The 13,954-nt window shown below is 25.3% G+C and carries 7 protein-coding genes and 2 pseudogenes; 1 reads left to right on the forward strand and 8 read right to left on the reverse strand.

What is annotated here, in order from left to right:
• From Q1J76_RS11905 to Q1J76_RS11925, 5 genes are all read right to left on the reverse strand, one after another.
• Positions 1-6,626: ABC transporter (locus tag Q1J76_RS11905; protein ID WP_300370710.1), on the reverse strand; the 6,626-nt coding region annotated here is incomplete at its 3' end.
• A gap of 131 nt (positions 6,627-6,757) precedes the next feature.
• Positions 6,758-7,093: an STAS domain-containing protein gene (locus Q1J76_RS11910; protein WP_300370713.1), complete on the reverse strand. Its 336-nt coding sequence runs from the start codon at positions 7,091-7,093 to the stop codon at positions 6,758-6,760.
• Positions 7,094-7,193: 100 nt separating this feature from the next.
• Positions 7,194-7,712, reverse strand: coding sequence for a hypothetical protein (locus Q1J76_RS11915; protein WP_300370715.1), 519 nt, complete (start codon positions 7,710-7,712; stop codon positions 7,194-7,196).
• A gap of 7 nt (positions 7,713-7,719) precedes the next feature.
• Entirely contained in the window at positions 7,720-8,250 is a 531-nt protein-coding gene (locus Q1J76_RS11920; RefSeq protein WP_300370718.1) for a hypothetical protein, read from the reverse strand.
• 106 nt (positions 8,251-8,356) lie between these two features.
• The gene (locus tag Q1J76_RS11925; protein ID WP_300370721.1) at positions 8,357-8,944 is read right to left on the reverse strand and encodes a TetR/AcrR family transcriptional regulator C-terminal domain-containing protein; all 588 of its coding nucleotides are present in this window, start codon (positions 8,942-8,944) and stop codon (positions 8,357-8,359) included.
• Between the two features lie 502 nt (positions 8,945-9,446).
• On the opposite strand from Q1J76_RS11925, the pseudogene Q1J76_RS11930 reads away from it, so the two are divergent.
• Positions 9,447-9,673, forward strand: a pseudogene (locus tag Q1J76_RS11930) (hypothetical protein); the annotation flags it as partial.
• Between the two features lie 90 nt (positions 9,674-9,763).
• Here the strand turns inward: Q1J76_RS11930 and Q1J76_RS11935 are convergent.
• The 3 genes and pseudogenes from Q1J76_RS11935 to Q1J76_RS11945 all read right to left on the reverse strand — a co-directional run.
• The gene (locus tag Q1J76_RS11935; RefSeq protein WP_300370724.1) at positions 9,764-11,248 is read right to left on the reverse strand and encodes a hypothetical protein; all 1,485 of its coding nucleotides are present in this window, start codon (positions 11,246-11,248) and stop codon (positions 9,764-9,766) included.
• A gap of 708 nt (positions 11,249-11,956) precedes the next feature.
• Complete coding sequence (locus Q1J76_RS11940; protein ID WP_300370727.1) at positions 11,957-12,706, reverse strand: GNAT family N-acetyltransferase; 750 nt, start codon at positions 12,704-12,706, stop codon at positions 11,957-11,959.
• Positions 12,707-12,881: 175 nt separating this feature from the next.
• Positions 12,882-13,874 (reverse strand): annotated as a pseudogene (locus tag Q1J76_RS11945) (hypothetical protein); the annotation flags it as partial.
• Between the last annotated feature and the right edge of the window lie 80 nt (positions 13,875-13,954).

Genomic DNA, 13,954 nt, shown 5'->3' on the forward strand with positions numbered 1-13,954 from the left:
GCAGAACTTTCTAATGATGTATAAAAATTAGTTTCTGTATTTAATTTAATAGAAGGCTTTCCAACTTCCAAAATAGATGAAGGAAAATATTTGAATTCTCTTATTTTAACCACATCATTATTTTGGAAAGCTTCTAAATATGCAAAAGGCACTGTAAATAAATTGGCAACTGAACCCGTTATATATATTCTATCAACTCTTTGAGAATCCTTAATAATATCAGATGAAAGCATAGCACTTTGAATAGATTTCAATGAATTTCTTCTATCTTTTGCCTTAGATATATTTGTAAAATCATTTAAATATGTATTAAGTTTATCTCTATCCACTAAAATTGATTTCTTAACTTCATTATCGCCTACAACATAACTATAAGCAGCATATTTATTATTCTCATAAGAATAAAATATAAACATAGTATTAGTATTCTCATTTGAAAATATTTCATAAGCATTTTTTATATTAACATCAAAATCACTTTCAGGGACTCTTATCTTGTTTAGAAGTCCGTATATATAAGCAGAATTAGTTTTGTATAATGAATAGAATCTATCTGCAAATTCAGATATTGTTTCATTTTCAAATATATATCTATTACCATATATATAATTCATAGTAGTAAATATATCATTTTCATTAGTTGATTTAGTATCCAATATAGTATTTGCAACTGTTAATACTTCATTTGTATCTTTCATTCTATTTAATAAATTTGTTACTGTATCAATAGAAGTTTTGGCATATACCAAATCATAAATAACAGCAACTTCTAAAATTTTCTCTTTGTTATCGCCGTCAACACTGCTTGCAATATAATCTAAATATCTAACATTTTCTTTAGTATCATCTTTAGCTTTCAAAAATCTTGATAAAGTTCTAGGAGTAAAATATTCATCTATCAAATTATAATTATTATTTGTATATAAATATATGAAGTGTAATGCTCTATTAGCACCTTTCACAGCACCCTCTTCTCCCATTCTTCTATAAATAGGAAGCATTGATTTCATAAATCTATATGCATTAGAATAGCTTATATTACTATAAGAACTTGAAAAGAATTTATATCCTTCTTCCGAGAAATGATAAGCTGAATTTGTATCTTTTACTTTATATCTATCTTCAACTATTCTAGCATAGTTAATTATTCTTTCATTGTCGCTTTGCGAATATGCTATAATATTAGACATCATTGCTATACTAGGAGCATCACTCTTAGCATAAGAATTATAAATTTGCATTTTAAATTCATACGCTGCATTTGATAATGAAGTTACACTATAGTCTGGCTTTCCATATATGGTAAACAGATTATTATCATAACCCTTCATACTCTCTTCCAAGGATTTTTTTAATAATTTTCCGAAATAATTAGTGTAGAACATCGTTCTTGAATTTCTACCATCATTTCCAACTACCATAGCTATACTATTTAAATGTATTAATACCCTTATATTATTTGTAAATGTAGCTCTATCGCAGTAAACTATATAAAGATTTTTATTCATCACATTAGATATATCAGAAGGACCAGCTCCTGTTATATCAACAACCAATGGAACATAAGAATTTGTAGCTACATCTTTTAATTCTATAAATCTAAAATTAACTCTTTTTCTGTTATTTACTGATACATTATTAGTTGATACTTTATGAATAGAATTAGTTGTATATATATTAGTTACTAATTCTTCATCATTAGTTGATGATAGAGATTCATTTGTAGTATATTGAATATTTCTATACAAATTATCATTATTATATTCTATAGAAACATCATTGGCATAATTATAGCTGTAAACATTATTAGTGGCATTTGTATTGCTTGCCATAGTCATAGTATTATTTATTTCTTTTTGAGAATTTCTATTATTTTTATAGAATGATATCAATTTAGTATCTATATATGCTGTTTTAGGAGGAAGCATATATTCTGTAGAATCATATAATTCTCTTACAAAAATATTTCTATTACTTATAACAAGAGGTTTAATTCCTATATGTGTAACATAGCTTTTAGTTTTAGGAATGGAATTAGTTTGTATATAGAAAGTAGTTTTTCCATTTTCCCTCACAAATCTATAATTAAAATAAGTATCCCAAATAAGAGTTTCATCTTTACGCATAGATTTATCAATATCCTGAGGCTTAACATCACATACCACTATAGGCTCTATTGGAGTATTAGAAAATCTTTCTACAGCTTCTTTCTCATACTTAGCAATTTCTTTTAACATAGCAGATTCTGTTTTGCTGTCATAAGGAGTAGCAACTGAATTCAAATATCTATGATAAGCATAAATAGCTTTCTCATAAAGATCATAATATTCTTTAAGATAGTAATTATTTTCTCCTAAATTATAAAGCCTCTTATCTAAAAATCTCCTTCTCATATCAATAGCATCAAACATAGCAAGAATATTAAGGCTAGCATCTGGATAATTATCTTTTAAAAATTCTATAACTTTATATTTGGCCTGTCTTAATATAAAATTATTATCCTCAACAAATGTTATCATAAATACACTTTCTCTCATTCTTTTAAGTATTCTAAATACATATTGTACAGGATAATCTAAACTATCTGGATATCTATTTCTATACTTTGTACTAAAATCAATTAAAGTAGTTAATATGGCAATCTCTTCAACTGCAAATGCCGATGCCTGTGCTTTTGAAAATGCCGACATATATTCTCTTGCCGCTTCTTCTATATATCCAGCCAATTCATAAGCTTTAGCCAAATTATATCTTATAATAATTTCTGTTTTCAAATCCACTGGGAAATTAGAATTTGATGATAGAATATATTTATATCTGTCAATAGCATCTTTAAGCATAGTTAATCTTTGAACATTTACATCATGATCATTCATATCTGTAGGATCATTATATTGTTTTTTTATATAATTAACATTATTATCTGCTGTTAGCTTAAATGCCATTATATATTGAAAAGCTGCTATATGAGAATATAATAATAATCTATCTTTTGTACTTACTGCATTATTTGTAGACAATATTTGAAGAGTTTTAGTAGTATTAAACAGTTCTATAAAAAATTCTTTCTTTATAGAAGTTAAATCATTTTCAGATAAATATCTTAAATATAAAGATGATAAACTCAAATAATTCTTAGCATCATTTTGAGCATTTTGAAATTTTAAACTAGGATTATTAGCCAAAGTTTTTTCATCTATAGTTTTTTCATATTCTTTTATAGAAGTTCTAAAAGACATTATAGAATTATATTGATCTCCCTGCTTATAGTATAAATAACCTTCATTGTTATAATAGGTAGCAAGCATAAGAGGCTGTATTGATTTTTTAGGCTTATCCTTAACAACATAATTTCTATATGATGATAAAGCTTCTCTTGCCTCAGAATATCTTCCCATCTTCTCATATAATTCCTGATATATAGAATAAAGCATCTGCTGTTTATCAACATTAAGAGGCTCTCCAGGTATATACCCTCCAAAAGAAGCAAGTCCCAAATTCACTATATTAATATTTGCACCATATAAAGTTATACTTAAATAATTTGGTGTATAAACAGATGAATCCAAACTATCTATTTGAGATTTTACTCTATCGCAGTAAGATAAAGCATTATTATAATCTTCCAATTTCAAATAACAAGCAGCAATTAAAAGCTGATTAAGTTCATTTTTATTAACATCATTTTCTATAAGCTTATCTCTTTCCAATAATGATTCTATAGCTTTTTCATAATCTTCCTGCTCTATTGCAGCTATAGAGGTATATCCAACAATTTTATATATAGATTCTTTATCTCCTAATTTTTCAAATAAAGAACGAGAAATATCATATTCTCTATAAGCACCTTTTATATCATTATTCATCCATAAAGAATATCCATAGAAAAAATGATACCAAGCTCTACTCTTATCAGTTCCTACCCTATTGAGTAAACTTTCCGCCTCTTTATATTCATTGGCTGCATCAGAATATCTTCCATTTATCAAATAAGAATTGGCAAGCATTATAGAAACTATATTTGGTTTAGTTTTAACTTTACTTTTTGCCATTATCAATGAATCTATAATGTCAGAATCCAAATTCGCCTTTTGGAATGTTAACATATTATAGCCAAGATATACATCATTTGTTAAAGAGTTATTTTTATATGCAGGAACTAATTCCATTACACTTCTATATACTTTTTCATCTTGTATAACCTGCATTTTTAAAGCCTGAGCAAATGTTAACATCTCCGCTTTTTTTATATAATAATTCTCCTCTTCAGGATATAGGAATATTGCAAAATCAATATAAGATACAGCTTTTTTAACTATAGAATTGAAAGATTTATTCAAATACAAATAAAATCCATCTTCTCTTTTTTTATCACTTACAACATAACGTTCTTTACTATACTGCTTTGATATAGCTATACCATAATATCTATTAGCTAAATAATAATATGCATTGGCTAATTCAGCATGTGCTTCATGAGATGAATACCTAGTTGCTAAAATAGTTTTTTCCCTTTCTGCAATAGTTTTTTCTAAAGATTCTATTGTACTATATGCCCTAAGTCCACTTTCTATAACTCTTGCAGAAGAAGATGAATCTGTAGGATTATATTTTAAAGTTTCATTATAATTATCATAGGCAGCTGTATATTTACCTTCATTATAAGCTTTATCCGCTAAAGACTTATAATAATTAGCCAATATCTCTTTAGAATTTTTAGCCTCATATGTAGAATCGAAATTCTTACCTCCAGAACTTAAAGCATTTTTGAATAATGCATAAGCTCCATCATCTTTTTGAGCTAATAATACTTTTGCATTTGCATAATTTCCCAATGCAAACATTACATCATTTTTCGATTCAATATAAGGCTTAAACAAATTAGTAGCATCATCATAATTTCTTGAAAGTATAAGTCCCTCCAAATATATAAGCTTTGAAGCAACTGACAAAGGAGAATAAGGATGTGAATTCTCTATTATAATATCATAAGGAATTTTTGAACCCCTCATAAAGTCTTTAGCTATTTCTAATCTATCTGAGAATAATAAATCTCTTCTTCTATAAGGATTATTATAAATATCTTCATCTTCTGGGTATTTATATCCGCTATCTTCAACTGAATGAGCATATAATTTTGCAATTAAAATATATAAATCTTTGTTTATATTAAGATCGATAATATTATCAAGTATTTGCAAAGTATCTTTATTTTTATTATTAGCCTTATACTTTTCATTTGCCGATATGTATCCAGACCAAGCTATCAAATTGGTAATTTCTAAATTATTATTAGTTAAAAAATATTCATTAGTATAATAATTAATATCAAACCAATTATTATTAGTATTAAATCTCTCATCTATTTTAGAAGTTAAAAATCCTGCAAAAGTTTCTTGGTATTCGGATATTAAAACCTCTTTAGCACTATTATATTCTTTAAGATTATTATTAGAATAAGAAGATATCATCATATCGAAATATGCTTTAGCAACATTGTTCTCATCTTCTTTGAAAGGAAAATATTCAGCAAACCTTTCTATAACAGCAGACTTTCTATTATATGGAAGCTCTACAAAACTATTATACATACTTTGAGAATTATCATCTTTTATAAAATATTCTTTGGTAGATCCCATAGTTACTATACTAGTACCATCTTCACTTACAACATAAGCTCCAACCAAGGCAGAAGGATATGCAACATTAAAAGTGGTTAATTGTGTATCTTCATCTAATACATAATATTGATGTGTAGTTAGAGAATATGACATCAAACGTCTTTTATCATAGTATGTTAAATTTCCATCTCTGTCAGAATCTTTTTCTATCTCAAAATAAATGATAGTATCATCATTGTAAAATGTAGGATTAAATTTGAATGTTTCTGTATCTGTAAGTATATTTAAATTAGTTTCTGAATTTGCCTTTAAATCTAATATAGATAATTGAGAATATTTTTCTCCTATTTTAGAAGTTATAAATGCTATTTTTGTATCATCAAAAGAAAATGCGGGAGAACTAGCTTCTATATCAGACATCTTTTTCACTTCTTTACCATTAGGCTTAACAGTAAATAGTTTTTTTATTCCAGCATCCCTATCAGAAACGAAGGCTATAATATTACCCTTATGAGAAATAACAGGGTCTATATCATAGCCTTTATAATCAGTAATTCTTATTATATTCTGTTCTAAATTTTCTAAATTATTTTTTGAAGTTCTTATACCAAAATTAACAAGTTTATATAAATAAATATCACCAAAAGCATCATCCCTAGTAGAAGAAAAAACAATATATTTTGATTTTTCATCAACAGATACTGAATCATCTATACCAGGACTTCTAGTTAATCTATAAGATTCTAATGTATAGGAATCTATTGCAAAAATATCAGTATTTCCAGCATTTTCTCTTGTATAATATACCCAAGTACCCTCACTATCAATTACTGAATCCAAAGCAGGATTAACTTCCCCAGATGTTAAAGAATATCTCTCATACTCTCTTAAAAAAGGTCTGCTATTAAATGCTCTGTCAGAACTTTTTTGACTGGAAGCACAAGCAAATAATACAAAAGAAAACAATAATAATATTTTTAATTTTATATAACACTTAAATTTCATAGTATATTTCTACTTTCTTTATATTATAAATTAATACAATAAAACATTTACTTTACTTCATAAAATTAAGCAGTAAAATACATATATTAAAGTATTATACAAAAAATACAAAATAAAATCAATCTAAAATATTACTCAAAAGATGCAATTGCTTCATCTATATTCTCATATACTTCAAATAAATCTTCTAATTCAACTGTTTTTAATATTTTCTTGATTATATCTGGAACACAAGCTAATACCAATCTTCCATTTTTTTCTTTAATTTTTCTCATTATAGAAATAAATACTCTTATACCGCTTGAACTTAAATATTCAATACCTGATAATTCTAATATTAAATAAATAGAACCTGCTTCTACTAATTTCTCTAATTCAGATTCTATAGATACAGATAAATTAACATCCAATTTACCAACTAAATTAACAACTTTAACTTTTCCTTTATCCTCTATATTCAAACTCATACTTTTTCTCCTTAATAATTATTTTAATTTTTTCAATATATTACATATATAACAATATATTACGCAAATTTGTAATATATATTTTGTGAAAAATTAATATTTATGATAAATAACCTATAATCGCTTTTTTCTCCCAATTTATATCAGAGGCTTGAGGAGATGGGAATGTATTCCATTTTACATTTTTTTTAGCAACCCAATTCTCTTTTGTTTCAAAAACACCGTTAAGTTTCATCCATTCATTAAGTTTAGTATAATAAGAAGGCTTATATGCATAAGTATAATACAACTTATCATTTTCAATAATATATCCTTCCATAAATGTTACTTTTATAGAAGGATATCCCGAAAAAACAAGCATAAATTTATTTAAATAATCTGTATTACTATAAAATGCCATATTATCATATCTGGCTTTAATAAAAGTTAATTTCTTGCTTTTATTTATAATAAGTTCACCATCTTCTTTAAATAAATAATTCCTATCTTTTTCATTTACTGCTCTATTTTTTACTAACTTTATCCAAGCATTATCATAGGATATAACTGGCTTATGATTTATAAAAAATAAAACAGTAATAACTAATACTATAACTAATACGATAAAAATATAAGGCATTTATTTTTTAATAAAGTTCTCCTGCATACTCACCATCAGCCCAGTTAACATCTTCAGGATGAGGAACAGGGTATGAAGACCAATTAGCATTTGTATTGGCAACCCATCTGTCATTTGTATAAACAGAATTAGCTTTTTTCCAAGAGTCTAATTTTCCCTGATAACTTTTTACATATTTTGAATATCTCATTATTTTTCCACCTTCTATAGAATATCCCTCAACCAAATTAACTCCTAAAGCTGGTGCACTATCATAGAAAGTTGAAATAGGTACTTGATGAGTATAATAAGCATGTGTATCTGTTCTTGCTCCAATAAATTTATAAAGCTTTACAAGTAGAATTGGAGATTTACCTGATACTAATTCTAAATCTCCTCCAGGTCGCCCCTCATATAAAGCACCTTTCATATCAATAGTTTTTTTAAAAATAAAATTAGCCCAATTCTTAGAATTATCACTATCTTTTGTTATATTCTGAGCATTAAGAAAATTAAATGACAAAACAAACAAAAATACCATAAAAAATATCTTCTTCATAATTATATTCTCCTATGTTTATACTAATAAAATCATATTATAAACATAAATGTAAAATGTTAATATTATTTTTTAAATTATCGACATAATAATAAAGATTATAAATTTATTCAGAAAAAACTCTCTGCATAATGATATCTGATATGTATCCTGCTAAATCTTCAACAGATATGAAGCAGTCATTAACAATCCAATCTGTTAGAACAGATATAAAAGCACCAGAATAAAAACTGCCCATAACTCTTATGACATTCTCTTTTTCTGGTTTTATAGTTTTGAAATCTTTTATACCTTCTATTACATAAGAGGCTAAATATTCTCTCAAAATTTTTGTAACGCTACCATCTCTATTATTTTGAAATATTATCTTTAAATATTTTCTATTCAAATAAAAATAATGAAGTATTTTTTCCATTATATCTATATGGGAATCTTTCAATTTATTTTCGATTTTATATCTATTTAAATCTTCTAAAAATTTTTCTTCATACTCATCTAATTTAGATTTTAATAATTCATATTTATCATTATAATAAGTATAAAAAGTACTTCTGTGCATATTGGCTTTTGCACAAATATCAATTACTCTTATATCTTCAAAGGGTTTCTCCTCAAGTAAAATCCCTAATGAATCTTCAAGCAGTTTTTTTGTTTTTTTCACCCTTGCATTGTTTTTATTGGAATTATTTTTCATATATAAAGTGTCCTGCTAATTGATAAATAATATAATTAGTAAAATATTATCAGTACTATATTTATTATATTATAATATTATAAAATGTAAACTATATAATACTATAATTATAAATAATTCAATAAAAAAAATAATAACTAATATGAAAATAAACAACAATATAACATTTATGTCTAAAAAACAATGCTACTTTATAGACATATTTTCATTTTTGTCAAAATTAATAATATATATTAACTCTCATAAATTGATACTAAAATTTGCTATAATATAAATAATAGTTACAAGGTTATGGTATAATGAAAAATCTAATATATTTCTTTGCAAGTAATAAAATACTTGTATTCATTTCTATTATTATATGTCTGTATTCATACTATAATATAGATAAAGAATCATTTCCTTAAACATATTTGGAACTGATGATTTTGCAATTTATTTATCTATGAATCTCACATTTAGATGTTGAACAAAATCCTGTTATACATATAGATAATCATTGATAGTAGAAAGAGCTACTCAAAGAATTTTCCATATTTTCATAACAACAGTAACTACTTTTGGCGGATTATTACTTACAGTTTATGGTATAGGAGGAAGATCTGATTTAATGGTTCCTATAATTATGAATTTGTATTATGGAGTATATTATCAACATTGATAACATTGATATTTTTACCTTGTATGTTTATGATAGCAATAGATTTAAGACTTATAAAATTAAAATAAAATATAATTAAGTCTTTAACAATACAAAATATTTAAGTAATTGAGTAAAGCCTTATTTTCTTAATTAAAAAATTATATTATTTATTTTATTTATTTTTCAATCAACCATTCATCACCATATTTTTTAACCTCTAAAATTACAGATTTTCCTGCCTCCTCATTATTTATGCATAAAGAATCACCTTCATCGCCATAAGTTACTATATCTGTAAACTTCATTTCATTAGTTATAATATTAAGATAATAATCCATTTCCTGAGTAGCTAAAAACCAGTCATATTCCATACCTTCTGGAGCTCCGTCGCTTTGTTTATTTTTTTCCAAATTCTTTTTTATTTCTTCAAAACGATTTTCTATATTTTTAATATAATTATCAGAAAAATATCCAGAATTTTTAAATTTAGCTATATAAAGATATACATTTTCCATATTAATTTGATAATATCCGCCGCCCTCAAAATCAAAATCTACAGTTTTATTAAAAATATCATTTAATTCACTGTAATTTTCAGCATACCATCTACAAGCATTATAATATGCTTTTTCTTTAGTACTTTTATCATTATACTCTACAGCAACTGGAGTTTCAGGAGCTTTTTTATATATGCCACTAAATCCATAGCCCCCTCTAGGCTCTGTTACCATAATAGTATCAGCATTTATAGGCTGAATAGACATAAGATAAGCTCCGTCAGCACCTACAACTTCCTCATAATCTAAAGTATGAGAACCTATACCGCAATAAGGTTCAACATACTGATTTTCTTGTAATAACATTTTACTTGTATCTGTGCTTTGAATATTAGTTACTGTTTGTCCGTTTTCATTTGTAGTTATGTTAATAGCATATAAATAGAAAGTTTCATCATTATTTTTCTTTAATTCAATATAAGAATTATTATTTGAATATATACTGTTAAAATTATAAGTATTAATATTACCTACTTCTTCTGGTTTGTAATCTGATTCTGATATTAATATACCTTCCTGTATTTCATTATATTCATGAAAAGTTACATCTGCTTTATTTTCATAAGGAAAATTATCAAAGTTAGGATTTTCTTTTACTTCTCTGTAATAGTAATTAGAATAATAATTTTCTTTTTCCCATTTACTCATTATAGTTTCATTAGGGTCGCCTTCATAACCTAGATAATTATCTTCATAAAGAATTCCGTTTTTTACAGAAAAGCCTTTATAGTTTGTAGCAATATTACTTGGTCCTTTTTCGTACTTATCCTGTATATTATAAAGTTCATAATAATAAGCATTAGTTCCGTCTTTTGAAGATTCAAATATATAATTTTTATCTTCTCTATAATCTCCAGAATCATATATATATTCTATATCTCCATTATCTTTGAAAGTGTATTTAGCCATACCACTTATAATTATTTTATTTTTCACCTTATCCAAAAATGTAGCATCTTCCTGTGATAATATTTTTTCTGCTGGTATAGTTTCATTTGACTCTACCGCTTCATTTGTATTAACATTTGTTTGATTATCAGTTTTATTACCACATTGAATTATAATTAAAGACATTATTGTAATCAGTAAAAATATTTTTTTCATATATTTTCCTTTTATATTATTGAAAAAAGTATACTATATAGATGTATTTATTTCAATATTTTTTACTGTATATTATCAAGTATCATTTAACACTTTAAGTTTTTATATATTATAAGCTGCAAGTATAGTATAAAAGTAAAAGGAATTATAAAAAATATTTGTTTTATTATTTGAAGTATAACAGCAATATCTTAAGAGACAATTTTTAATTTTCACTCTTCAATTAAAATATTTCAGCCTGTAATTATATAAGATACTATTAATCTAATATCATTATAAAAAAATTTACTGTTTCTTACTTTGTATGCATGAATTGAAGGAATAACATTTTTCTTTGTCAGATTTTTTGCAATCATATAGAATGACTTATTTACTGTATCACCCATAATCATAATAACTTTTATATTTGTAATAAAATAATTTCTGCATCAAGATACAGAGGGCTATTTTCTATACTGCTTTTATTAATTGTATATTCATTTTCCAAGTTTTTACAGCATTTGTAATATAAATTTTAATATATCATCTATTGAATTAACTTCGGCTAAAATAGAACTGCTGATTTTATATAATTAGAATCGCTCTTTCCATAAAAATCATCTGAAGGCTCTAAAGGTCAACTTCATTTATCATAAGAGCTTTGATTGTGAATGTATTAATATATATATCAATTCTATTTTATGCCAAATTTTGATTCTAATTCTTCTTTTATAAATTAAATTTTTTCTTTAAAAATGTTTCATTAAGAAGATGATTAGTTTCAAACTCTCCGTTATAAAAAACAGCCCAATTATTAAATATGCATGGAAGTTTTTTAGCTTTCTCCAAACTATCAATGGCAATTAATTTTAAAGGTATATTATTTTTATTACAATAGTCTCTTACTTCATTAATACAGTTTTGTATATAAGGACATTGAAGACTGTAATATATAGTAAGTTCTTTATTTTTTATTTTCATCTTCTTAGCACTTTCAGAAAAATGTGGCTTCTTTCCGTCAAATGATAATGCTAAAAGTTCATAATCATCTCCTGCAGTATCTACAGTTTCAAAACCATATTTGATAAAAAATTTCTTTTCAGATAAAAACGGTTTTTTCTTTTTTGAACTTAGAACACATATACCAGACTTTCCTTTCTCCTTTGCATCATTTATACAATATTCAATAAGAGATTTACCATACCCTTTTCCTTTAAATGAACCAGCTACCCAAAGGCAATAAATATATAAATAATTTTCTCCTACTATAGGAACATAAGCTTTTTCTAAAGGTGCATACTCAATGAATATTTTTCCTTTTTCATCGAGTTTACGAAAAATATGCCCCTCTGCAATTCTTTCTCTTAACCATTCTTTTTTTATTGATACTCCGTCTTGATGTTTTTTATCCGATATAGCACAGCATAAATGTTGTTTATCAATATTATCTATAGTTAAGTTTATAAATTGGCTAATCATATTTTTCCTTAAATTGTACTGTTAAATATAGTATATTATGCAGATATATTTATTGCAATATAAGTATTATTAATTCTGTATATATTAAACAACATTGATAAAATAAAAAGGCTTTACCAATATAATTATTAATAAAGCCTTTGAATTTCAAATTAAATAACAATTAATTAGACTTCTTTTTAAAGACTCCGCTAAATCCATAGCTTCCATGATTTTCAACTAAAACTAAAGCATCAGAACTTATAGGAATAATATCTATAAAATATGAAAAATCTGCACCGTAAACTTCCCCATACTAAATAGAATTATTAAATATTTCACAATAAGGCTCAACATACTGATTTTCTGATAATGCAATTTTACTAACATCTGTACTTTGAATATTAGTTACTGTTTGTCCATTTTCATCTATGGTTATATTAATGGCATAGAAATAGAATGTTCCGTCATCATTTTTCTTTAATTCAATAGAAGCATTATAACCATTTGTATATACATTGTCAAAATTATATGCATTAATATCACCTACTTCTTCAAGTTTATAATCTGATGCTGATATTAATATACCTCTTGATATTCCATTGTACTCATCAAAAGTTACATCGGCGTTGTTCTCATAAGGGAAATTATCGAAGTTAGGATTCTCTTTTACTTCTCTGTAATAGTAATTATAATAATAATTTTCTTTTTCCCATTTACTCATTATAGTTTCATTAGGGTCGCCTTCATAACCTAGATAATTATCTTCATAAAGAATTCCATTTATTACTGAAAAGCCTTTATAGTTTGTAGCTATATTGCTTGGACCTTCTTTATATCTATCTTGTATATTATAAGTTTCATAATAGTAAGCATTAGTTCCATCTTTTGAAGATTCAAATATATAATTTTCATCTGCTCTATAATCTCCAGAATCATATATATATTCTATATCTCCATTATCTTTGAAAGTGTATTTAGCCATACCGCTTATAATTATTTTATTTTTTACTTTATCTAAAAATGCCGAATCTGCCTGTGATAATATTCTTGTTGCTGGTATAGTTTCATTTGACTGTACAGCTTCATTTGTATTAGCATTATTAGCAGAAGTTTGAGTATCCGTTTTATTGCTACATTGAATTATGATTAAAGATATTATTGCAATCAATAGAAATATTTTTTTCATAACATTAATCTCCTAAACATTAATTCCTAACATGATATAATATAATATAATATATTTCAAGAAAAAATATTATTTTATAA

The organism is Brachyspira sp., assembly GCF_029258575.1.
Lineage (GTDB): Bacteria > Spirochaetota > Brachyspiria > Brachyspirales > Brachyspiraceae > Brachyspira.

Coding starts and splice junctions, on each gene's coding strand:
- Q1J76_RS11920 (WP_300370718.1), bottom strand. CDS start 8,250: ATGAAGAAGATATTTTTTATGGTATTTTTGTTTGTTTTGTCATTTAAT.
- Q1J76_RS11910 (WP_300370713.1), bottom strand. CDS start 7,093: ATGAGTTTGAATATAGAGGATAAAGGAAAAGTTAAAGTTGTTAATTTA.
- Q1J76_RS11925 (WP_300370721.1), bottom strand. CDS start 8,944: ATGAAAAATAATTCCAATAAAAACAATGCAAGGGTGAAAAAAACAAAA.
- Q1J76_RS11915 (WP_300370715.1), bottom strand. CDS start 7,712: ATGCCTTATATTTTTATCGTATTAGTTATAGTATTAGTTATTACTGTT.
- Q1J76_RS11940 (WP_300370727.1), bottom strand. CDS start 12,706: ATGATTAGCCAATTTATAAACTTAACTATAGATAATATTGATAAACAA.
- Q1J76_RS11935 (WP_300370724.1), bottom strand. CDS start 11,248: ATGAAAAAAATATTTTTACTGATTACAATAATGTCTTTAATTATAATT.